The organism is Amycolatopsis sp. MJM2582 (assembly GCF_000754115.1).
Taxonomy (GTDB): Bacteria; Actinomycetota; Actinomycetes; order Mycobacteriales; family Pseudonocardiaceae; genus Amycolatopsis; species Amycolatopsis japonica.
Genome location: NZ_JPLW01000006.1, coordinates 60,844 through 82,788, shown reverse-complemented (window position 1 = coordinate 82,788; position 21,945 = coordinate 60,844). Strand labels below are relative to the sequence as shown.

Here is a 21,945-nt window from a genome sequence, read left to right as displayed (position 1 = left end):
GGTGATGGCATCCAGTGCGGGCGGTTACCGAGTCGCCCCCGCCAGGCTCGAAGCGGCGGCGGCCGAACTCGAACAGCGCGCCGGCGTGCTCAAGACCGCGCAGACCGCGCTGGCGGGTGAGAACGTCCCCGCGACCGCGTTCGGCCAGGTTTCGGCTTCCAGCGCGGCTTCGGCCACGTACACCAAGACGATCAAAGACGTCTCGGGCAAACTCGACGGCCAGATCACCAAGGCGACGGTCATCCACCAGGGACTGACGGCCGCGGGTGGCGGCTATCGGCGCGCCGACGTCCAGGTCGCCGCCTCGTACCGGTCGCTGATGCCGGAGAACCCGTTGCCCAAGGCCGGGAATCCGGCAGGCGTCGGCGGCGCGGCCGACACCGGCTCGTGGGCCACCGCGATCGCCGAGAACCGCACGAAGGTCACCGACGCGCTGACCGCCGAACGCGAGCGGCTCGCGAACCTCCTCGCACAGGGCGGGAAAGCCGACGACATCGCGAGCGCGCGCACGCGGATCGCGCTGTACGAGGACATCCTCGCCAACGACCGGCAGATCCTGAGGTTCGACCCGTCCGGCAACGGGCGCATCGTCGAACTGGTCGGCCGCATCGAGCCGGGCACCCGCAACGTCGGGTTGTTCGTCCCCGGCGTCAACACCTCGTTCGACAACTTCCAGAGCTACGCCGACCTCGGCAAGAGCCTGGTCGCCGCGGACGCCACCGGCCGGACCGCGATGGTGGTCTGGGCCGACGGGGTCTTCCCCCAGAACGTCGTCACCGAAGGCCCGGCCGCGCACTACGCGCAGACGATGGCGCCCGATCTCAAGGCGTTCGGCGACGAACTGCGCGGCCAGATCGACAGCCACGCCGGACCGGGTGTGGTGGTCACCGCCGTCGGGCACAGCTACGGCGGCGCGACCGTCGGGCTCGCCGAGCAGCTCGGGCTCAAGGCCGACCAGGTGCTGCACGTCGAGTCCGCGGGTATGGGGCACGGGATCTGGAGCCCGAGCGACCTCCCGGCCAGCCAGGCCGGTGTACAGCGGTACTCCATGACGGCCCCCTTCGACCCGATCGTGATCGCACAGGGCAACGCCGGCCTCATCGAATGGCTCGGCGCCGGGCACGGAGCGGACCCCGACCGCTTCCCCGGCGTCGTCGAACTGGAAACCGGCCGCGACGCGAACGGCGACCTGCAGTGGGGGTTCGATTCCCACAGCGGTGTGCTGAAACCCGGTTCCGATTCGTGGAACAACATCTACGGTGTGATCACGGGCGGCGCGGTCACGCACGAAGGCTTCACCGGCGGCTCGCTGCGCGAGATGGTCATCGAAGGCGTCGGACGAGGCTTGTGAGGGACTGTTCATGATCACGAAGCACACCGAACTCGACCCGCTGGCCGAGGACCTCACCGCGGTCATCGACGGTGTCGCGGGCACCTTCGGCACCAGCGCGGAGCGCACCGTGGAAGGCGAGCTGGACTGCGACCCCACCCAGCCGGGCCGGTCGCTCTGCTGGCAGTACGGCCTCCGCGTGGACGACGCGACCGACGCGATCCGCAAACTCGTCGACGACGTCCTGCCCATGCTGGAGAGCCAGGGCTGGCGGTGGCGCGACCGCAGCAACCCGCGTGAGCTGATCGCGCAGTTCAGCCGCGACGGCGCCGACTTCAACGTGCACGTCTCCCGCGTCGGCGACGGCGTGGCCATCGTGGGCTCGACCGCCTGCGTATCCGTCCCCTAAAACCCCAGGGGGTCGCGAAAGACCTCGTGAGCGGTGGCGGTGTCCCCCAGTACACCGCTGCCGCTCACGAGGCGCGGAATCGCGAAGGTTTCCAGCCCCGGCGCTTGCCCCGCCGCACCGCGGCCACCACGACGCCCGCCGCGATGGCGAGGGCCACCCCGGCGATGGCGAGCACACCCGAAACCTTGTCCGCACTGGTGGGTGCCGGAGCCGCCGCGGGGACCACGAAGGTGTCCGGACCGACGCTCGGCGGTCCTCCCGGGCCGGGCGTACCGGCCGGGATCGAGGCGGAAACGGCGGCGTAGGCGTCGATCGCGCCCCAGCCCCGGCGGGGATCGTGTCCACCGCTCGGACCGCGGTGCGCGGTCAGCGTCAGCCGCGCGACGACCTGCTCCGGCGACAGCTCGGGGTGATACGCGCGCACGAGCGCGGCGACCCCGGCGACATGCGCGGCGGCCAGGCTCGGATCGCTTACTGGCCACCGGTGCGCCACCGTCCCGCCCGCGCCGGCGGACGTGCTGACCAGTTCGGCGCCGGGCGCGGAAATCCCCACGTACGAACCGGATTCCGTCTGCACGGCCTCCCCCGCCTGGTTAGTCGAACCCACGGCGAGCACACCCGGTGTGGCCGTCGGGTACGACGTCTGGCCCTGCTGGGTCCCCGCGGCGGGCGAGACGATCAGCGCGCCCTTTTCCTTGGCGCGTGAGACGGCGCCGGTCAGCGCGGGGCTGTCGGAAGCGGCCGGGACAGCGATGAGGATGATCCCGGCGCCGCGGTTCAGCGCCGTTTCGATGGCGCCCGCGAGCTGCCCGGGATCGCCGCCGCCGTTCACCTGGGTGTAGCGGATCGGCAGGATCTTGGCACCGGGCGCGATGCCGGTGAACGTCGTGGACGGATTCGGTTGCGCGCCGACGATCCCGGCGGCGATCGTGCCCCGGCCGTCGCAGTCTTCGGCCTCGGTGCCCTGCCCGCCGAGCAGCTGCCCCGGCGCGAACTGACCGTTGCCGCCGTCGACGCCGGTGCCGATCACCGCGACCAGCTGGCCGGTGCCGCGGGACAGCGGCCAGAGCCGCACGGGATCGATCAGCCGCTGGCCCCACGGAACGGCCGCGGTGTAGGTGCCCGTCGGGTTGGCGCACTGCTCGGCGACCGCCGTCGACGGGACGGGGGTGCCGAGCAGTGCCATGAAACCGGCGCATCCCGCGACGGCACTTTTACCGGCAAAGCCCACCATTCCTCCAGAATCCCCTTGTCACACAAGGGAATTCTAGTGCCGGAGGTCAGCGCAGGTCCATCCCGAGGTCGAGTGCGGGTGAGGAATGCGTGAGCGCCCCGACGGCGAGGAAGTCCACACCGGACTCCGCGTACGCCCGCGCGACGTCGAGCCGCAGACCGCCCGAGGATTCCAGGCGGGTCTTCGGGGAAACCTCGTCGCGCCGGTCGACCGCTTTCGCGCATTCGTCGGGCGTGAAGTTGTCCAGCAGTACCTCGTCGGCGCCCGCGGTGAGCGCCTCCTCCAGCTGGGCCAGATCGTCGACCTCGACCTCGCAGTGCAGTTCGGGCGCGTGCTCGCGCGCGGCGGCGAGCGCGGCGGTCACCGAACCGGCGGCGACCACGTGGTTGTCCTTGATCAGCACCGCGTCGCCGAGCCCGAGCCGGTGGTTCACCCCGCCGCCCGCGCGGACGGCGTACTTCTCCAGCAACCGCAGCCCGGGCAGCGTCTTGCGGGAATCCCTGACCCGGCAACCGGTTCCCTCCACCGCGGCCACCCAGGCGGCGGTCGCGGTGGCGATACCGGACAGGTGGCACAGCAGGTTCAGCGCGGTGCGTTCGGCGGTGAGCAGGCCCCGCACCGGACCGCGCACGACCAGCGCGGGCTCACCGGCGGTCAGCCGATCGCCGTCGTCACGGGCGGCCAGGATCTCCAGGCTCGAACCGAGCACGACGTCGAACACCGCCAGCGCCACCGGGATCCCGGCGACCACCCCGGCCGTCCTCGGCGTGAGTTCGGCCAGCGCACGCGCGGATTCGGGCACGATGGCGTTCGTCGTCGCGTCGGGCCCGTACCGCAGATCCTCGGCCAGCGCCGTCGTGACGACGCGCCGCACGTCGGCGACGTCCAGGCCGTGATCGGCCAGCGCCTTGACCACCCACGGGGAGAATTCGCTCATGCCACACCCTCCAAAGCGATCGGATCGGCCAGCACCGGCTGCCCCGACGGGCTGAGCCGGATGAGCTGACCGCGCTGCCAGACGTCGTCGTCGCGTTCGGGGAAATCGGTCCGTACGTGGCAGCCGCGGGACTCCGTCCTGCGCGCGGCCGCCGCGACCAAGGCCTCCGCCACCAAGGTGAGCGCCGCGTCCTCAACGGTCTTTGGCGTCCACAAAGGACTCTCGATCACCGAAAGATCCAGCACCGAGCCGACGACCGACAGCCCTTCGGCGTCGCGGCCGATGGCGGCGTACCGGCTCATCGCCCGCTGCAGCGCGTCCCGATCGGCCACCGGGGCCTTCACCGGAGGCAGGAGCACACCGCGGCGCGGATCACCCAGCAGGCCGGCGGCGAGGTCGATGGCGACCGCTTCCGCCACCCGCTGCCCGACCACCAGACCTTCGAGCAAACTGTTGGAGGCCAAGCGGTTCGCGCCGTGCAGCCCCGTCCTCGCGACCTCGCCCGCGGCGTAGAGACCGCGAACACCGGACCGTCCGTCCACAGTGGTCACCACACCGCCGCACGCGAAATGCGCCGCGGGCGTGACCGGGATCGGCTCCTTCGCCGGGTCCAGCCCGATCGCCGCGCACGCCGCGTGCACGGTCGGGAACCTTTTGGCGAAGCCGGAAATCCCGGTGGCGTCGAGGAAGACGTGGTCGTCGACGCCGCCGGGCGCCTGCACCATGCGGCGCGTGATGGCCGCGGAAACGACATCCCGTGGCGCGAGATCCCCGAGCGGGTGGACCCCGCGCATCACCGAGGCACCCGTCGCGTCGTGCAGGGTCGCGCCCTCGCCGCGCACCGCCTCGGTGACCAGCGGGAGCCGGCCACGCGCGCCGGGCGTGAACAGGACCGTCGGGTGGAACTGGACGAACTCGACGTCCGCGACCTGCGCGCCCGCGCGCAACGCCAGCGCCAGCCCGTCCCCCGTGGCGAGCTCAGGATTCGACGTCGCCTGGTAAAGCTGCCCCAGTCCGCCGCTGGCCAGCAGCACCGCGGACGCCCGGACGACGCCGGGCACGCCGTTGTGGTCCAGGACGGTCACCCCGACGACCTCGCCCGCGGGCGTGCGGATCGCGTCGACGGCGATGTGGTGCTCCAGCACCGGGACCCGCCGTCCTCCGGCCGTCGCGACCAGCGTCCGCTCGACCTCCGCGCCGGTCGCGTCCCCACCCGCGTGGATGACGCGGAACGCGCTGTGCCCGCCTTCCCGTGTGCGGGCCAGTTCGGGCCGCCCCTCGGCCGTGGGGTCGAAGCGCGCCCCCTCGGCCCGCAGCCGGGCCACCGCGGCCGGGCCGCCGGCGATGATCGACCGGACGGCGTTCTCGTCGCACAGCCCGGCACCGGCGGTGAGCGTGTCCTCGGCGTGCTTGCCGACCGAGTCGCCCGGCTCGTGCTCGCCCTCCAGCACGACCGCGATACCGCCCTGCGCCCAGCGGGTGTTGCCGTCGGAGACCGTCGCCTTGGTGACCACCAGGACGTGCAGGCCGAGCTCGTGCGCACGCAGCGCGGCAGTGAGCCCGGCCACCCCGCTGCCGATCACCACGAGATCGGCGGCGGCCTCCCAGACCGGGTGGGTTTTCGCCTGGAGAGCGGTAACCGGGTCGGTCATTCTCCGCCGCCAGGCTGCCCGATCTCGATCATGCGCTGCACGGAAGCGCGGGCACGGGCGGCGGTTTCGGCGTCGACGTGGACCTCGTCGGCACCCTCGCGCAGCGACCGCAGCAGGGCGGCCGGCGTGATCATCTTCATGTACCGGCAGGACGCCCGGTCGTTCACCGCGCGGAAGTCGATCTCCGGCGCGGCCTTGCGCAGCTGGTGGATCATCCCGATCTCGGTGGCCACGAGGACCGACTTCGCCTTGGTGTCGCGGGCGGCGTGGACCATGTCGCCGGTCGAGAGGATCTTGACCCGCTCGGGGGCGACGGCGCCTTCGCCCGCCAGGTACAGCGCCGAGGTCGCGCAGCCGCATTCCGGGTGGATGAACAGATCGGCGTCCGGGTTCTCCGAAGCCCGCTCGGCCAGCTCGGCGCCGTTGATCCCGGCGTGCACGTGGCACTCCCCGGCCCAGATGTGCATGTTCTCCCGGCCGGTCACGCGTTTGACGTGCGCGCCGAGGAACTGGTCCGGCAGGAAGAGAACCTCCTGGTCAGCGGGGATGGAGGCGACCACGTCGACGGCGTTCGACGACGTGCAGCAGATGTCGGTCTCCGCCTTGACCTCGGCCGTGGTGTTCACGTACGACACGACGACCGCGCCGGGGTGCTCGGCCTTCCAGGCACGGAGCTGGTCGCCGGTGATCGAGTCCGCCAGCGAGCAGCCCGCCCGCGCGTCCGGGATCAGGACCGTCTTCTCCGGCGCCAGGATCTTCGCCGTCTCGGCCATGAAGTGCACGCCGCAGAAGACGATGGTCGACGCGTCACTGCTCGCCGCGATACGGCTGAGCGCGAGGGAGTCGCCGGTGAAATCGGCGATGTCCTGGATCTCGGGGACCTGGTAGTTGTGCGCGAGCAGGACGGCGTCGCGTTTGCGCGCGAGGCTGCGCACCTCCTCCGCCCAAGCCGCGTCGGCGACCACGCCACCGTACGGGGTCAAGTCGTTCTGCAGAGTGCTCGTCATCGTTCTGGCCCTCCTGGACCTGTCTCCGGTTTTCGCCTTATAATCGAAAACCGTGCGAAGTCATCTTAACACCCAGACCCCCCTCGCCCACGAGGTTTTGGGAGCGGTCCTTCAAGTGCGCTCGGACACACTCCGGGTCCTGCTGTGGCGGCGCGCGCTCGATCCGCACCTCGGTCGCTGGTCCCTTCCCGGCGGCAGGCTTCGCCCGGATGAAGACGTCGAGGCGTCCATCCGGCGGCAGCTCGCGGAGAAGGTCGACGTACGCCAGCTGAAGCATGTGGAGCAATTGGCGGTCTTCAGCGCGCCGGACCGGGTGCCGGGCCCCCGCGTCGTCGCGACGGCGTTCCTCGGCCTCGTACCGTCCGATGTGGACCCCGAGATCCCCGAAGACACCGAGTGGCACGACGTTTCCGAGCTCCCCCGGACGGCGTTCGACCACGAGTCCATCGTCCTGCGCGCGCGGGACCGGCTCCGCTCGAAGCTCTGCTACACGAACCTCGGCTTCGCGCTCGCCCCGGAAGAGTTCACCGTTTCGGCGTTGCGGAGGCTGTACTCGGCTGCGCTGGGTTACCGCGTGTCCGCGACGAACCTACAGCGTGTGCTGTCCCGGCGCGGGCTGCTCCTGCCCACCGGCCACACCGCTCCGCCCGGACGCAGCGGCGGCCGTCCGGCGGCGCTGTTCTCCTTCGCGGGCAAGGGGATGCAGATCACCGACCCGTTCGCGGTGTTCCGTCCGCCCACCGGGAAGTGACCGTCCTGCGAACTCCTCCCGGTCCCCGTACCTTGAACGGGTGACCGAGCCGAGCGAGGAGTCCACCGGGAAGGCGATCTTGCCGCTGTTCCCGCTACAGACCGTGCTTCTGCCCGGAACACACCTTCCGTTGCACATCTTCGAACCGCGGTACCGGCAGCTGATGGCCGACCTCGTCGCCGAAGTCGTCCCGGACCGCGAATTCGGAGTGGTCGCGCTGCGTTCGGCGATGATCAGGGAGGTCAGCGGGCCCGAACACGTCCACGAGTTCGGCTGCAGCACGGTGTTGCGCGAGGCGAAACGGCTGCCGGACGGCAGATTCGACGTCGTCACCACCGCGCGGCGCCGGTTCCGGCTGCTGGAGATCGACCGCGTTTCCGCGCCGTACCTGATCGGCTCGGTCGAATGGGTACCCGACGACCGCGTCGCCACGGTGCATGGCGACACCGTGACCAGGCTCGCCGACGTCGCGAAGGCCGCGCACCGGCGCTACTGCGAGTCCGCCTGGAACGACGAAGACTGGACCACCCCGCCCGAGGACGGCGACATCGCGGCGCTCGCTTACCGGCTCACCGCCGACTGCCTGCTCCCGCTGGAGGACCGGCAGCGCCTGCTGGAGGAGACCAACCCGCTGCGGCGGCTGCGGATCGCGTGCCGCCTGCTGACGCGGGAGGCCGGGTTCCTGAGCACGCTGGGCGCGGTCCCGATGCCGCCGGGGGAACTCGGCGAGTTCACCCGCCCGTCGAACCTGAACTGAGCCGCCGCTCCCGTGTCATGAAAGGGCCGTTCAGGACAAGAAACGTCCTGAACGGCCCTTTCATGACATCCGCGAAGCGCTACTTGCCCGACTCCGAAGAAGACCCCTCGTCCGACCCGTTGCCGGTACCGAACTTGCTCCACACCTTGCCCGCCGCCCCGGACACCGCCTCGCCGACGTCGCTGAACACCTTCGTCAGCGGGTCGGTCGAGCTGTTCCAGGAGTCCTTGTACGACTTCGCGGCCGACTTCAGGTCGTCGGTCCAGGTGGACGAAGGCGCGTCCTCGTCGCGGCGCGGGTACTCGCCGGCCAGGATCCCCCGGTACTCCTCGGACGCGGCCCACTTCTGCAACTGGGCGGCACGCACGACGGCCAGCGGATGCGACATCGTCTCGACGTAACGCAACTTCAGATAGCTGTCGCGGATGTCGTCGACCGACTCGTACTCCGACGCCTGCTGCAGGAACGCCGGGATGTCGATCTTCGACGGGTCGATCCCGCCCGCGACCAGGATCTGCGAGCGCAGCGCCGCCGTCGGATCCTGCGAGCACAGCAGCCCGGCGCGGTCGCAGGACAGTTCGGCCTTGCGGTACCACTCGCGCAGCGCCGCGATGACGACGCGGATGCCGATGGCGCTCACCGGCGTCCACGACATCGACATCTGCAGGCCGATCAGCCGGATCATGATCGTGCGGTACACCGCGTGCCCGGACAGCACGTGCCCCATCTCGTGCCCGATCACGAACCGCAGCGACGCGAGGTCCATCGCCTCGACGGCCGCGGTGTTGAGCACGATGAACGGCTCGTCCATGCCGATCGTCTGCGCGTTGACCTCGGGACTGCGGGCGACGAACAGGTTCGGCACGCGGTCGAGGTCGAGGGTTTCGGCACATTCGTGGCGCAGCCTGTCCAGCTCCGGATACTGCTTCGGGCCGACCCGGATCGCGGACGCGAGCGCCATGAGCCGCTCGCCGCGTTCGGCGTAGAAACCGGAAACCGCCTTCACGACCTGCGCGAACCCCGGAACGGCGCGCAGGGTGGCCAGTGCGCCGCGATCGACGGGGTGTTCGTACGCGCGCGGGCTGATACCCGGGAAGCGGACGGCGTTGTGCCGGGAAACCTCGATGTCGTCGGTCAAGAGAAAGCCCCCTAGAGATGTGTCCCGGCCCACCCTAGAGGAAATCCGTCAGCCGAGGCGGCGGCCCAGGTCTTCCCGTCCGTTCCACGCGGTCAGCAGCGTGTACGCCAGCGTCGTCATCAACGGCGCGGCGAGCATGATCCACGGGGATTCGATCTGCGGTGCCTTCGCGATGACGTCGCCGACGGCGGGCGCCGCGCCGATCTCGTAGCGGCCGTTGGCGAACGAAACGCCCATCGTGGTCCCCAGCCAGCCCGCGAGGGTCGCGCCGCCGGTCGCGGCGATCAGCACGACCGGCCCGCGGCGTTCCCGCAGCAGCCAGGTCACGACGCCGATCAGCAGCCCGGCGCCGAGCGCGAGGAAACCGTAGACGGCGAGGTCGTCGAAACGGTGCCAGCTCTCCAGCTCCAGCGGGGCGAGGCCGCCGTGGTCGTTGATCACCCGCATCCGCTGGGGCGGCGCGAGCCGCGCCCACAGCCAGGCCAGCGGGAAGCCGAGCAGCCCCGCCGTGGACAGGACGCTGACCGCCGGCAGCAGATCGGCCTTGACGACGACCTTGGGGAACGGGCGGCGTGGCCTCGGCAGCACCGGCACCGACCAGGGGTCGGGCACGCTGGAAGACAGGTGCGCCGGTTTACCCGTCGTCTCGCCCAACCCCGGACTCCTCCCTCGAGCTGCTTGTGCAGAGCGTAACCAATGACGCCCCCTGCGCACGCGACCCGGCACACATCGCCCCGCGTTTCGTCCTCTGAACGCGATGCTTGCGCGTGCAACTACCGCATCCAGAGGACGAAATGCGGAAGTCAGCCGGCGAGTTCACCGTGACGGCTGCACCGGGCCGTCCAGCCGACCGGGGTGATCTGGACGACCATCCGCCGCGCGCAGTACGTGCAGTACCGCGGCGGCTCGAGTGCCGTTCTGGGGTTGTGGCAGGCCGGATGTTCCGCGCCACCGTCGGACGTCTGTCCACAGTGGACGCAGTACGCCGCCGGGTCAGAGGACGTCACTGATCGCCTTCACCGGCATCTTCAGCTCTTCGAGCATCGCCAGATCCGCGGTGGCCGGGCGGCCGAGGTTGGTCAGGTAGTTGCCGACGATGATCGCGTTGATACCGCCGAGCATGCCCTGCTTCGTGCCCAGGTCGCCGAAGGTCAGCTCACGGCCGCCGGAGAAGCGGAGCAGCGGGCGGGGCATCGCCAGCCGGAACGCGGCCACCGTACGCAGCGCGTCCTTGCCCTCGACGACCTCGTAGCCCTCGTACGGCGTACCCGGCTGCGGGATGAGGAAGTTCATCGTGCACTCGTCCGGGTTCAGCTCGGCCAGCTGCGCGGCGAACTCGGCGCGCTGCTCGATGCTCTCCCCCATGCCGATGATGCCGCCGCAGCAGACCTCTATACCCGCCTCGCGGATCATGCGCAGGGTCTCCCAGCGCTCTTCCCACGTGTGCGTGGTGACGACGTTCGCGAAATGCGAGCGCGCGGTCTCCAGGTTGTGGTTGTAGCGGTGCACGCCCATCTCGACGAGTTCGTCGACCTGCTCCTGGGTGAGCATGCCGAGCGAGCAGGCGATCTGGATGTCGTTGCCGTCCTCGCGGATGGCCTTGATCCCCTCACGGACCTGCGAGAGCAGCCGCTTGTCGGGGCCACGGACGGCGGCGACGATGCAGAACTCGGTCGCGCCGGTCTCGGCGGTCTGGCGGGCGGCCTTGACCAGGCCGGGGATGTCCAGCCACGCCGACCGCACCGGCGTCGGGAACCGGCCGGACTGCGAGCAGAAGTGGCAGTCCTCCGGGCAGCCGCCGGTTTTGAGGCTGATGATGCCCTCGACCTCGACCTCGGGGCCGCACCAGCGCATCCGGACCTCGTGGGCCAGCGCCAGCAAGTCGGTCAGGTGCTCGTCGTCGAGCCGCAGGACTTCGAGGATCTGCTCCTCGCCGAGCCCCACACCGCGCTCGAGGACCTGGTCACGCGCCACGGCGAGGATGTCGACGGTCTCCGGGGCAGTGGTCACGAGGCGGCTCCTGTTCGGGGTGGGGCGGTGAAGCGAAGGCACATCATCGTGCATGACCGGGCGGCTCGGCCACAGCGACGCAGGTCACTTCTGCGCCGACGCGCGGCCGACGAAGCATTCCGGGTCGAACTCCCCGCCGAACCACGGCGAGAGACCCGCCTTGGCCCGGTCGGCGAACTCCTCGGGTCCGGCCGTGCCCAGCCCGGCGGGCAGCACGCCCAGCAACGGGGCCCCGGCGGCGACCGGCAGGTCACGCAGATTCGACACCGCCGCCAGATCCGGCTCGTCCGGCCAGGATCCGATGATCACCCCGGCCACGGTCAGCCCGCGTTTGGTGGCGACCTCGGCGGTCAGGGCGGTCGCGTTGAGCGTGCCCAGCCCGGCCTCGGCGACGATGATGACCAGCGCGCCCAGCGACCACGCGACGTCGGCCAGCGTGGCCCCGTCGGCGTCGAACCGGACCAGCAGCCCGCCCGCGCCCTCGATGAGGGTCAGGTCGTGGTCGCCGTCGAGATCGCTCGCCGCGGCGGCGATCTCGCTCGGGGCGAGCGTCGGCAGTCCCGAAAGCCTGGCCGCCGCCTCCGGCGACAGCGGATCCGGGTACCTCCGCAGCTCGCGGGTGGTGACCGGGCCGGCGAGGCGGAGGACGTCGGAGAGGTCGCCCGCCTCGTCCGGGCCCACTCCGGTCTGCGCGGGTTTCAGCACGGCGACACGCTGGCCCTGACCGGCGGCCAGAGCGGCGATGGCGGCGGTGGAGATCGTCTTGCCGACACCCGTACCGGTGCCGGTCATGACCAGCATGCTCACGTGCGATGAATCTAGTGGGTCGGAATCGAGTCCCGCTGAACGGCTTCCGTTAGCCCCCGGATGTGGTGACGGCCCCGACCGGGGTGAACGACGGGCTCCCCTCGTCCGACAGGTAGACCTGCGCCGCCCCGACGTCGAAGTACATCCCGGTCAGGTGCAGCTCGCCGCGTGCCTCCGCCTCGGCGATCAGCGGATAGTGCCGCAGGTGCTCCAGCTGCTGCAGCACGTTCTTGAGCGCCAGCCGGTCGACCTCGGTGTCCGGGCGTTCGCCGTCGAGGGTTACCGTGGCGTCGCGGTGCGCGCTCGGCTCGGCGTGCCGCAGCCAGGAGGCCAGCATCGGCGCGCCGTCCGGGGCTCCGGTGGCCAGCGCCTGCATCGCGCCGCAGCCGGAATGACCGCAGACCACGATCTCGCGCACCTTCAGCACGCCGACGGCGAACTCGACGGTGGCGCCCATCGACGGATCGGCCCGGCGGGCGGGCACCAGGTTCCCGATGTTGCGCACGGTGAACAGGTCGCCGGGACCGCTCGTGGTGATCATGTTCGGCACGATCCGCGCGTCCCCGCAGGTGATGAACAGGGTGTGCGGCGACTGGCCGCCCGCCAGTTTGCTGAGCGCCGGCTGCATGAGCGCGGCCGTGCGCCGCTGGAACTCGGTCGCCCCACGCAGGGTGGGCCCGCCGCGCTGTCCGGGCAGTTCGACGTCCTTGGCCTGCCAGTCGGACCACGGCGCGAGGAACCGCGGCACCGACCGCGCCGCCGCCGTCCGGGTCAGCGTGGGGTCGCCGGACTTGCCCTTGGCGAACCACGGATGCCCGACCTCGTCGACGATCACCGTGCCGCCGGCGCGTTCATGGCCCTGCTGCCAGTTCGACAGGCTCTCGAAGGCTGCGTGGTCGAGGTAGTCGACGACCAGTTCCAGGGTCACCTTCGCACCGTCGGGCACGGTCGCGAGCACACGGCTGAGCCTCGGCACGGAAAGGAACGTCAGGACGCCCTCGACGACGACGCGCCATTCGCCGCCGTCGCGCTCGGCGTGGATCCCGGACCACACCGTGCGACGCAGCATCAGCAGCACCGAAAGCGCGATACCGAGCAGGACGCCGGTGAGCAGGTCGAAGACGACGACACCGGCGAGCGTCACCAGGTACAGCCCCAGGTCGCCGTGTTTGAGGACCTGCTTCATATGGCCGGGGTTCACCAGTTTCGCGCCGACGTGGACGAGCAGACCGGCCAGCGCGGCCAGCGGGATGTTCTGGATGAGCCCGGCGAACGCGGCGACGAACACCAGGATCCAGACGCCGTGCAGGATCGCGGACGCCCGGGTGCGGGCGCCGGCGGCGACGTTGGTCGAACTGCGGACGATCACCCCGGTGACCGGGAGGCCGCCGAGCGCGCCGGAAGTCATGTTCGCGGCGCCCTGGCCGATCAGTTCGCGGTCGAGGTTCGACCGCGGCCCCGTGTGCATCTTGTCGACGGCGACGGCCGACAGCAGGCTTTCCACGCTCGCGATCAGGGCGATGGTGACCACCGCGACGGCGAACGCGCCCCAGCCGGTGTCCGGGAATTCGGGGGCGAAGCGGATGTTGAGCAGGTCACCCGGCAGGTTGACGCGCGGCAACGTCATCGCGGTGGCGACGGAAAGCACGGTCACCAGCGCGATCGCGGCGAGCGGGCCGGGCACCTTGCGGACGGCCTTGGGCAGCCGCGGCCACACGAGCAGGATGCCGATGGTGAGCACGCCGATCAGCGCGGCGGTGTCGTGGTGGCCGACGATCTGCGCGGGCAGTTGCGCGATGTTCTCGAGCGCCGAGCTCTGCGCCGATCCACCCAGCACGACATGGAGCTGGCCGAGGACGATCGTGACGCCGATCCCGGCCAGCATGCCGTGGACGATGGCCGGCGAGATGGCGAGCGCCGCGCGGGCGATCCGGCTCAGCCCCAGCAGGATCTGCAGCGCGCCCGCGGCGACGGTGATCGCGCAGGTGGTCGCCCAGCCGAAGGTCGCGATGGTCTCGGCCATGATCACCGTCAGGCCGGCGGCCGGGCCGCTGACCTGAAGCGCGGAGCCGCCGAGGGCTCCGGCGACCACACCTCCCACCACGGCGGCGATCAGCCCCGCGACGATCGGCGCCCCTGACGCGAGAGCGATCCCGAGGGAAAGCGGGACGGCGACGAGGAACACCACCAACGAGGCGGGCAGGTCGTGACGAAGCACGGCGAGGGGCTTTTTCGTGGACACCAGCATGATCACCAGGAAACTGGTGAATTGTCCGATATGCACCACCTGATCGAGTGAATATCACCCTACGGACGGGTGGCGTGGCCCACTTTCGCCCCGATTCGTTGCCCGGAGATGTCTCCCGCGTTGCGAAAAGCCTTACCTGGTCCCGAATCCTGGGAAATATCGGTTGGGCGCCCGGTCAACCCATACCCCGATCTCGCGTGATTGAAGCCGGCTCTCGCGTGATTGAAGGCGTAACTCGCGCGATCACGCGAGTTACGCCTCTGATCACGCGAGATCGGTCTCCGATCACGCGTGATCGCCCTGCCTCAGGACTTCACCGGGGCCGCCGCCGACGTGAACGACCGCAGCGCTTCGTCGAGCAGGTACACGTTCGCCTTCCCGACGTCGAAGTACATCCCCGTCAGCCGCAGTTCCCCCCGCGCCAGCGCGGCGTCGACCACCGGGTACGAGCGCAGGTTTTCCAGCTGCTGCACCACGTTGTGCAGCGCGAGCCGATCGCCTTCGTGCGCCGGTCGTTCGCCGTCGAGCAGCACCGGCCCTTCGCTTTCCCGGCGCCGCATGGTCGCCTCGCCGTGGCGGAGCCAGCCGCCGAGGTGCGCGAGGCCGTCGGGCGCGTCCCCGAGCAACGCCTTCATCGCGCCACAGCCGGAATGCCCGCACACCACTACTTCCCGCACCCGCAGCAGCCCGACGGCGTACTCGATCGCCGCCCCCACCGAGAAATCCGCTTCCGCGCGCGGGACCAGATTCCCGATGTTCCGCACGGTGAACAGATCGCCCGGTCCGCTCGTGGTGATCAGGTTCGGCACGATCCGCGCGTCGCCACAGGTGATGAAGAGCGTATGCGGCTGTTGCCCGTTCGCCAGCCCGTCCCAAGTGCTCCGCAGCAACGGCGCCGTCCGCCGCTGGAACTCCGAAGTGCCGCGGCACAACGGGACACTGCCGCCGCGCTGGCTCGGCAGTTCGAGATGTTCGGCCTGCCATTGCGACCACGGCGCCAGCCAGCGCGGCACCACCCGGGACGCGACGCCGCGGCGCACGGTCGGCACGCCAGCCTTGCCGCGTTCGAACCACGGATGCCCGATCTCGTCAACGATCACCGTTCCCCCGGCGCGTTCGTACGCGCGCTGCCAGCCGCGCAGGCAGTCGAATGCGGCGTGGTCGAGGTAGTCGACGAACAGCTCCAGCGTCACCTCCGCCCGCTCGGGGACTTCGGCCAGGACGGTCGTGAGCCTTGGCACGGAAAGGAAAGTGAGCGCGCCCTCGATGACGACGCGGGTGCGCGAGCCGTCCCGCTCGACGTGGATCCCGGAGAACAACATCCGGCGCAGCATCAAGGCGAGCGCCACCGCGATCCCCGCGGCGACGCCGGTCAGCAGGTTGACGGCGACCGCGCCGAGCAGGGTCGCGAGATAGACCGGCAGGTCGCCGTGGCGGCGGACCTCGCGGAGATTGGTGAGGTTGACCAGTTTCGCGCCGACGTGGACGAGGAGACCGGCGAGCGCCGCGAGCGGGATCAGCCGCAGCGCGCCCGCCAGGAACAGGCAGCAGCCGAGGATCCAGACGCTGTGCAGGATCGCCGACATCCGGGTGCGGGCGCCCGCTTCGAAGTTGGTCATGGTGCGCACGACGACGCCGGTGACCGGGAAGCCACCGAGCGAACCGGCGGCGACGTTCGCGAGGCCCTGGCCGACCAGTTCGCGGTTGAGGTCGGTGCGCGGCCCGTCGCGGAGTTTGTCGATGGCGACGGCGGACAGCAGGCTCTCCAGGCTGGCGATGAGCGCGATGGAGAGGACGGCGGCGATGATCGCCGCCACGGATCCGGACGGCGCCTGGGGGACGAAACCCAGCCCCGGCAGCCCGTTCGGGAGGTCGACGCGCGGCAGGTCCATCCCCGCCGCGACGGAAAGGCCGGTCGCCAGCGCGACGGCGGCCAGCGGGCCGGGGACGCGGCGCACCGAACGCGGCAGCCGGGTCCACGCCAGCAGGACACCGACGGTGACCACGCCGACCAGCGCCGCTTGGTCGTGGTGGCCGACGATCCGGCCCGGCAGCGCGAGGATGTTCTCGATCGTGGAACTCCGCGCCACACCGCCCAGCACCACGTGCAACTGGCCGAGGACGAGGATCAGGCCGATCCCGGCGAGCAGGCCGTGCACGATCGCGGGCGAGATCGCCAGCGTCGCCCGCGCGACGCGGGTGAGGCCGAAGAGGATCTGGACCACGCCCGCCGCGGCGGTCATCGCGCAGGTGGCGGCCCAGCCGAAGGAGGCGATGGTCTCCGCGATGACGATGGTCAGCGCGGCGGAGGGACCGCTGACCTGGAGGGCGGAGGCGCCGAAGAAGCTCGCGACGATCCCGCCGACGACGGCGGAGACGAGTCCGGCGAGCAAGGGGGCTCCGGCGGCGTGGGCGACGCCGAGCGAAAGCGGGACGGCCACGAGGAAGACGACGACCGAAGCCGGAACGTCGTGGCGAAGGTTCTTCAGGAGGGTCGATGCGGGGTTGCGGCGGCCCGGAGGCCCGGTGTCGTGCTCGTCACCAACGATGTCGATCATGGGGGCAGGAAACCCGATCGGCGCGCAAAAGTCCGCTACGCAAAGGTTTCTCAGGTTTGCTTGTGCGCCCGCGAACTAGGGCATACCGCCCTTTCAGGGCAAAGCACCCGAGAAGGACCCCGATCGGACTCGCCCGTTCGCTTGACCAAGATCAACTCGCGACCACGCTCTGTACCGAGCGTGGCCTCTCCGGATTGCTGTGGCCGCTGTCACACTCTTTGGGCTGAACTTTGCCGTTTTTACGCTTTTTGTGCGGCCGAGACCATTGCGGAAGTGATCGCGACGAGGTCTTCCGCCTCGGAGATGTAGGGCGGCATCGTGTAGATCAGGTTCCGGAACGGGCGCAGCCAGACCCCGTTCCCGGTGAGGACCTCCGTCGCCACCGCCATGTCCACGGGATGGTCCAGTTCGATCACGCCGATGGCGCCGAGCACCCGCACATCGGCGACCGCGGGCAGCTCGCGAGCCGGTTCGAGCCCGGCCTTCAGCGCGGCCTCGATCCGCGGGACGTCGGACTTCCAGCCGCCTTCGGCCAGGATCCCCAGCGAGGCGTTGGCGACGGCCGAGGACAGCGGATTCGCCATGAACGTCGGGCCGTGTGCCAGCACGGGCAGCTCACCGCGCGAGATACCGTCGGCGATCTCCGGCGTGCACAGCGCCGCCGCCATCGTCAGGTACCCACCGGTCAGCGCCTTGCCGAGGCACAGGACGTCGGGCGTGACCCCGGCGTGCTCGGCGGCGAACATCCGGCCGGTGCGGCCGAAACCGGTGGCGATCTCGTCGAAGATGAGCAGGACGTCGTTCGCTTCGGTGATCTCGCGCAGCGCGCGCAGGTACGCGGGCGGGTGGAACCGCATTCCGCCGGCACCTTGCACGACCGGCTCGACGATGATCGCGGCCAGTTCGCCCGCGTGCCGCTCGATCTCGGTGGCGAGCAGATCGAGGTAGTCCCGATCCGGCTCGTCGGCGAAACCGCCGGGCGGTTTGGGCAGGAACAGCTGGTCCGGCAGGATCCCGCGCCACAGCGAGTGCATCCCGCCCTCGGGGTCGCAGACGCTCATCGGCGTGAAGGTGTCGCCGTGGTAGCCGCCGCGCCAGGTCATCAGGCGCCGCTTTTCCTTGCGCCCCACCGACTGCCAGTACTGCAGGCACATCTTGACGGCGACCTCGACCGACACCGAACCGGAGTCGCACAGGAAGACGTGCCGCAACCCCTCCGGCGCGAGGTCGACCAGCGTCTTGGCCAGCCTGATGGCCGGTTCGTGGGTGAGCCCGCCGAACATCACGTGACTCATCCGGCCCGCCTGCTCCGCCAGCGCCGCGTCCAGCACCGGGTTCCGGTAGCCGTGGATCGCCGCCCACCAGGACGACATGCCGTCGACCAGTTCGCGGCCGTCGTCGAGGGTGAGCCGGACCCCGCTCGCCTCGCGGACCAGCAGGGAGTCGATCGTGCTCGGCATCGGCCCGTACGGGTGCCAGACGTGTTCCGCGTCGAGCGCGAGGAGTTCGGCGGCGTCCATCCGGCGACCCTACGACACGCCCTCCTCAGCGCAGGCGCACAGGGAGGGTCTCCAGCCCGTGGACCAGGGTGCTTTCCCGCCACCGCAACGTTTCCGGCTCGGCGTCCAAGCCGAGGCCGGGGAACCGCTCCAGCAACCCGCGCAAGGCGATCTCGGCCTCCAGACGGGCCAGCGGGGCGCCGACGCAGTGGTGGATGCCGTGCCCGAACGCGAGATGCCCCGCCGCCGAGCGGGTGACGTCCAGGCGGTGCGGTTCTTCGAAGCGTCCGGCGTCCCGGTTCGCGCCGAGCAGGGAGACGAGGACGAACTCACCCGCCGGGATCTCGACTTCGCCGACGGACACGGTTTCCTTGGTGAACCGGATGGTCGCCAGGTGGATCGCGCCGTCGTAGCGCAGGAACTCCTCGACCGCGCCGGGCAGCAGCGTGGGATCGGCGCGCAGGGCGGCCAGCTGTTCCGGCTCGCGAAGCAGCGCCAAGACACTGTTCGCGATCAGGTTGACCGTCGTCTCGAACCCGGCCACCAGCAGCAGGAACGCCATGGCCAGCAACTCGTCCGCGGCGAGCGAATCGCCTTCGTCGCTGGCGTGGATCAGGCCCGAAAGCAGGTCTTCGGCGGGCTCGGCGCGTTTCTCTTCGATGAGGTCGACGAGGTACGCGTGCATCTTCGCGGCCGCGGCCTGGAGTTCCTCCGGCGTCGACCAGGCGACCATCGTGTTCGACCAGGTCGCGAACGCCGGCTGGTCGCCCGCGTGGACGCCGAGCAGTTCGCAGATCACCCGGATCGGCAACGGGACGGCGAAAACGGGCAGCAGGTCGACGCGCTCGGCGTCGCCGACGCCGTCCAGCAGTTCCGCGGTGATCTGCTCGATCCTCGGCCGCAGCCGGGAAACCGTACGCGAGGTGAAGGCCTGATTGACCAGTCTGCGCAACCGGGTGTGGTCCGGCGGATCCGAGTTGAGCATGTGCGCGCCGAGCGCGCGTACGGCGCTGTCAGCAGCCGAGACGAAGCCGTCACGTTCGAAGAGCCGCTGGATGGCCGCCGGATCCTTGCCCACGCGGGAATCCGCGAGGATCGCGCGGGCTTCGGCGTATCCGGTGACGATCCAGGCCTCGAGGCCGCGCGGCAGGCGGACCTTGCGGGCCGGGCCCTCTTCGCGCAGCAGCGCCGAAACCCGGTGTGGTTCCTGGACGAGATCCCACTCCAGGTTCTTCGGTTCCCCCATCGGTACGCCTCCCCGGCGCGCCGGTCAGCGTTCGGCCAGCGCGGCCACGACTCGCTCGGTCACTTCGGTCCAGTATGCCCGCTGTTCCTCGCGTTCGTCGGCGCCCGCGAGCCATTCCTGGTGGAAACGGAGCGTGGTCTTCTGGTCGGTGCCGCTCACCGTGATCTGCAGGGTCGAGTCGTGGTCCCAGTCCTTCGGGCGCCAGGTCAGCCGGAGCTTGTCGCCTTCGGAGCGGCCGCGGATCTCGCCGGTCGTCCCGTTGGCCGTCTCGTACGCCGCGCCCAGCTCGTGGCCGAGTTCGGCGCCCGGACCGAGCCAGATGCCCACACCCTCGCGTCCGACCAGGAAGTCCCACACCTGGGTGCCGCTGTACGGCACCGTCTGGGAAACGCCTACCTGCCAACCACTTCCGGCTGTTTTGGCCGTTGTCTTGGTCACCGGGCCATCATCCCATCGGGTGTACCGTGCGGCAGTCACCGGTCCGGGTGGAGGATGTCTTCCCGTGCGCTACCGTCCGATTTCTCCCGCTCTGCTGGTGTCCGAACTGACCGAACGCATCGCCTCGATCACGGGCCGCCGCCGGATCGCGGTCGCCGTCGACGGCGCGGCCGGTGCGACCAACACCACAGAACTCGCCGACGCCCTGGTCGATCCCCTGCGGATCGCCGGTCACGCGGTGTTGCGGATCTCGGCGAACGACTTCCTGCGCCCCGCTTCACTGCGCTTCGAACGCGGAAAAGAGGATCCGGACTCGCGCTACAGCGACTGGCTCGACCTCGGCGCCCTGCGACGCGAAGTGCTCGACCCGCTCGCCGAGGACGGCAGCGGTCTCGTCCTCCCGTCGCTGTGGGATCCGGTCCGCGATCGCGCCACGCGCGCCGAACGCGTTGAACTGCCCGAGGGCGGCGTCGTCCTGCTGGACGGGGAGTTCCTGTTCGGCGCGGGGCTCGCGTTCGACCTGAGCGTGCATCTGTGGCTCTCCCCCGGCGCGCTGAGGCGGCGGGTGCCGGACGCCTGGGCGCTTCCCGCTTACGCGCGCTACGAACAGGAAGTCGATCCGTCGGCGCTGTCGGACGTGGTGATCCGCGTCGACGATCCGAAGCATCCGGCGCGCTACGAACCCTGATTCCTCAGCGCACCGCCGCGACGGGGTCGCCGTCGAGCAGGCCGGAAAGCCGGCTCGCCATGGTGTCCCACCGCCAGTTCTCGCCGACCCAGTCGCGACCGGCGGCCCCCATCCGCCGTGCCCGCACCGGATCGGCCAGCAACGCCGCCAGCGTCTCCCTCAGCTGCTGCTCGTCGCGGCCGTCGACGACGTGCCCGGTGACCTCGTCCAGCACCGTTTCCGGCGCCCCGCCGGAATTCCCGGCGACGACCGGCAATCCGGTCGCGGAGGCTTCCAGGTACACGATGCCCAGACCCTCGACGTCGAGCCCCTTCCCGCGCGTCCGCGCCGGCATCGCGAAGACGTCGCCCGCGTTGTAGTGCGCGGGCAACTCCTTCCACGGCACCGATCCGGTGATGACGACGCTGTCTTCGACCCCCAGCGCTCCGACGAGCCCGGTGAGCGTCTTGCGGTAGGGGCCGCCGCCGACGAGCAGCAGCGCCACGTCCGGGATCCGCTTGCGGAGCTCGGGCAGGATCTTGATCAGCATGTCCTGGCCTTTTCGCGGCACCAGCCGCGAAACACAGACGATCGTCGGCCGGTCGGCGAGCCCGTGCCGCTCTCGGATCTCCTTGCCCGCGGCCGGATCCGGCCGGTAGAGCGCGGTGTCCACGCCGCACGGGAGCATCTCCAGCCCCGCCATCGGGCCGAAAGCGGCCGAAAAGCGGGAACGCGTGTACTTGCTGACGTAGGTGACGACGTCGACGGTGTCGCCGATCCGCCGCAGTGCCTGCCGTGAACCAGGAAGCATCGACCAGCCGACCTCGTGGCCGTGCGTCGACGCCAGCACCCGGCGCGCGCCCGCCGAGCGCAGCGGATGCCCCAGCAGCGCCAGCGGCGCCGCGGCGCCGAACCAGACGGCCTCGCAGTCGCGGGCGCGCATGATCTCCTTCGCCCGCTTGAGCACGTCCGGGGTCGGCAGCATCAGCGACGTCGGATGGCGCACCACCTCGAACGGGGCGGCGGCGTCGAACTCGCCGTGCGAGCCGGTGCTCGATTCCCAGGAGGGGGCATAGACGACCAGGTCGTCGGCGGGCAGGCGGGTGGCCAGCGAGTTCAGGTAGTTCTGGATACCGCCCGGCCGGGGCGGGAAGTCGTTGGTCACCAGCAGGGTCCTCAGCACCCCTGCAGGCTACTTGGCCCTCCGCGTGCGAAAGGGGCGGCACCGCTCGCGCGGTACCGCCCCTTGTCGTCTGT

The 21,945-nt window shown here is 70.5% G+C and carries 20 protein-coding genes; 5 read left to right on the top strand and 15 right to left on the bottom strand.

Annotated elements, in window-relative coordinates:
* The first annotated feature begins 4 nt into the window (after positions 1–4).
* Positions 5–1,351: an alpha/beta hydrolase gene (locus tag ED92_RS31585; RefSeq protein WP_037344786.1), complete on the top strand. Its 1,347-nt coding sequence runs from the start codon at positions 5–7 to the stop codon at positions 1,349–1,351.
* A 10-nt stretch (positions 1,352–1,361) separates the two neighbouring features.
* On the top strand, positions 1,362–1,739 hold the full coding sequence (locus ED92_RS31580) for a hypothetical protein (RefSeq protein ID WP_037344784.1): 378 nt from the start codon (positions 1,362–1,364) through the stop codon (positions 1,737–1,739).
* Between the two features lie 64 nt (positions 1,740–1,803).
* Here the strand turns inward: ED92_RS31580 and ED92_RS31575 are convergent, their stop codons facing one another.
* The 4 genes from ED92_RS31575 to nadA are packed head-to-tail and all read right to left on the bottom strand — an operon-like array spanning position 1,804 to position 6,569.
* Positions 1,804–2,973, bottom strand: coding sequence for a S8 family serine peptidase (locus tag ED92_RS31575; protein ID WP_037344783.1), 1,170 nt, complete (start codon positions 2,971–2,973; stop codon positions 1,804–1,806).
* A gap of 46 nt (positions 2,974–3,019) precedes the next feature.
* The gene (gene nadC / locus ED92_RS31570) at positions 3,020–3,910 is read right to left on the bottom strand and encodes a carboxylating nicotinate-nucleotide diphosphorylase (RefSeq protein WP_037344781.1); all 891 of its coding nucleotides are present in this window, start codon (positions 3,908–3,910) and stop codon (positions 3,020–3,022) included.
* Positions 3,907–5,562 (bottom strand): L-aspartate oxidase, encoded by a 1,656-nt coding sequence (locus ED92_RS31565; protein WP_081975968.1) that lies wholly within the window; start codon positions 5,560–5,562, stop codon positions 3,907–3,909. Before ED92_RS31565 ends, nadC begins: the two co-directional genes overlap by 4 nt.
* The gene (gene nadA, locus ED92_RS31560; protein ID WP_037344779.1) at positions 5,559–6,569 is read right to left on the bottom strand and encodes a quinolinate synthase NadA; all 1,011 of its coding nucleotides are present in this window, start codon (positions 6,567–6,569) and stop codon (positions 5,559–5,561) included. The genes ED92_RS31565 and nadA overlap by 4 nt, the downstream gene beginning before the upstream one ends.
* Positions 6,570–6,684: 115 nt before the next feature.
* Here nadA and ED92_RS31555 point away from each other — a divergent pair, with 115 nt between their 5' ends.
* Positions 6,685–7,320 (top strand): NUDIX domain-containing protein, encoded by a 636-nt coding sequence (locus ED92_RS31555; RefSeq protein WP_016336019.1) that lies wholly within the window; start codon positions 6,685–6,687, stop codon positions 7,318–7,320.
* 40 nt (positions 7,321–7,360) lie between these two features.
* Complete coding sequence (locus ED92_RS31550) at positions 7,361–8,077, top strand: LON peptidase substrate-binding domain-containing protein (protein WP_037344777.1); 717 nt, start codon at positions 7,361–7,363, stop codon at positions 8,075–8,077.
* A 79-nt stretch (positions 8,078–8,156) separates the two neighbouring features.
* Here the strand turns inward: ED92_RS31550 and ED92_RS31545 are convergent, their stop codons facing one another.
* The 10 genes from ED92_RS31545 to ED92_RS31505 form a co-directional block, all read right to left on the bottom strand.
* Entirely contained in the window at positions 8,157–9,215 is a 1,059-nt protein-coding gene (locus ED92_RS31545) for a M48 family metallopeptidase (protein ID WP_037344775.1), read from the bottom strand.
* A 48-nt stretch (positions 9,216–9,263) separates the two neighbouring features.
* Entirely contained in the window at positions 9,264–9,869 is a 606-nt protein-coding gene (locus ED92_RS31540) for a DUF2567 domain-containing protein (RefSeq protein ID WP_037344774.1), read from the bottom strand.
* Positions 9,870–10,018: 149 nt separating this feature from the next.
* Positions 10,019–10,222: a hypothetical protein gene (locus ED92_RS42120; RefSeq protein WP_081809725.1), complete on the bottom strand. Its 204-nt coding sequence runs from the start codon at positions 10,220–10,222 to the stop codon at positions 10,019–10,021.
* A complete protein-coding gene (gene bioB, locus ED92_RS31535) occupies positions 10,209–11,225 on the bottom strand; it encodes a biotin synthase BioB (protein WP_037344773.1) in 1,017 nt (338 codons plus the stop codon). Before bioB ends, ED92_RS42120 begins: the two co-directional genes overlap by 14 nt.
* A gap of 84 nt (positions 11,226–11,309) precedes the next feature.
* The gene (gene bioD, locus ED92_RS31530) at positions 11,310–12,032 is read right to left on the bottom strand and encodes a dethiobiotin synthase (protein WP_037344772.1); all 723 of its coding nucleotides are present in this window, start codon (positions 12,030–12,032) and stop codon (positions 11,310–11,312) included.
* Between the two features lie 49 nt (positions 12,033–12,081).
* A complete protein-coding gene (locus ED92_RS31525; protein WP_152611084.1) occupies positions 12,082–14,280 on the bottom strand; it encodes a bifunctional SulP family inorganic anion transporter/carbonic anhydrase in 2,199 nt (732 codons plus the stop codon).
* A gap of 305 nt (positions 14,281–14,585) precedes the next feature.
* The gene (locus ED92_RS31520) at positions 14,586–16,838 is read right to left on the bottom strand and encodes a bifunctional SulP family inorganic anion transporter/carbonic anhydrase (RefSeq protein WP_037344769.1); all 2,253 of its coding nucleotides are present in this window, start codon (positions 16,836–16,838) and stop codon (positions 14,586–14,588) included.
* 239 nt (positions 16,839–17,077) lie between these two features.
* Positions 17,078–18,358, bottom strand: a complete 1,281-nt coding sequence (locus tag ED92_RS31515) for an adenosylmethionine--8-amino-7-oxononanoate transaminase (RefSeq protein WP_037344766.1) — start codon at positions 18,356–18,358, stop codon at positions 17,078–17,080.
* A 25-nt stretch (positions 18,359–18,383) separates the two neighbouring features.
* Positions 18,384–19,583, bottom strand: coding sequence for a cytochrome P450 (locus ED92_RS31510; protein WP_037344764.1), 1,200 nt, complete (start codon positions 19,581–19,583; stop codon positions 18,384–18,386).
* Between the two features lie 24 nt (positions 19,584–19,607).
* Complete coding sequence (locus ED92_RS31505) at positions 19,608–19,961, bottom strand: SRPBCC domain-containing protein (protein WP_016336029.1); 354 nt, start codon at positions 19,959–19,961, stop codon at positions 19,608–19,610.
* Positions 19,962–20,085: 124 nt separating this feature from the next.
* Between ED92_RS31505 and ED92_RS31500 the strand changes: the two genes are divergently transcribed.
* A complete protein-coding gene (locus ED92_RS31500) occupies positions 20,086–20,709 on the top strand; it encodes a uridine kinase (RefSeq protein ID WP_037344762.1) in 624 nt (207 codons plus the stop codon).
* Positions 20,710–20,713: 4 nt separating this feature from the next.
* Here the strand turns inward: ED92_RS31500 and ED92_RS31495 are convergent, their stop codons facing one another.
* Positions 20,714–21,871: a glycosyltransferase family 4 protein gene (locus ED92_RS31495; protein WP_199755070.1), complete on the bottom strand. Its 1,158-nt coding sequence runs from the start codon at positions 21,869–21,871 to the stop codon at positions 20,714–20,716.
* Positions 21,872–21,945 lie beyond the last annotated feature (74 nt).

Excerpts from the sequence above, each read along its gene's own strand:
- ED92_RS31585 (WP_037344786.1), top strand. The coding sequence starts at position 5 with ATGGCATCCAGTGCGGGCGGTTACCGAGTCGCCCCCGCCAGGCTCGAA.
- ED92_RS31565 (WP_081975968.1), bottom strand. The coding sequence starts at position 5,562 with ATGACCGACCCGGTTACCGCTCTCCAGGCGAAAACCCACCCGGTCTGG.
- ED92_RS31580 (WP_037344784.1), top strand. The coding sequence starts at position 1,362 with ATGATCACGAAGCACACCGAACTCGACCCGCTGGCCGAGGACCTCACC.
- ED92_RS31510 (WP_037344764.1), bottom strand. The coding sequence starts at position 19,583 with ATGGGGGAACCGAAGAACCTGGAGTGGGATCTCGTCCAGGAACCACAC.
- ED92_RS31520 (WP_037344769.1), bottom strand. The coding sequence starts at position 16,838 with ATGATCGACATCGTTGGTGACGAGCACGACACCGGGCCTCCGGGCCGC.
- ED92_RS31515 (WP_037344766.1), bottom strand. The coding sequence starts at position 18,358 with ATGGACGCCGCCGAACTCCTCGCGCTCGACGCGGAACACGTCTGGCAC.
- nadA (WP_037344779.1), bottom strand. The coding sequence starts at position 6,569 with ATGACGAGCACTCTGCAGAACGACTTGACCCCGTACGGTGGCGTGGTC.
- nadC (WP_037344781.1), bottom strand. The coding sequence starts at position 3,910 with ATGAGCGAATTCTCCCCGTGGGTGGTCAAGGCGCTGGCCGATCACGGC.
- ED92_RS31525 (WP_152611084.1), bottom strand. The coding sequence starts at position 14,280 with ATGCTGGTGTCCACGAAAAAGCCCCTCGCCGTGCTTCGTCACGACCTG.
- ED92_RS31575 (WP_037344783.1), bottom strand. The coding sequence starts at position 2,973 with ATGGTGGGCTTTGCCGGTAAAAGTGCCGTCGCGGGATGCGCCGGTTTC.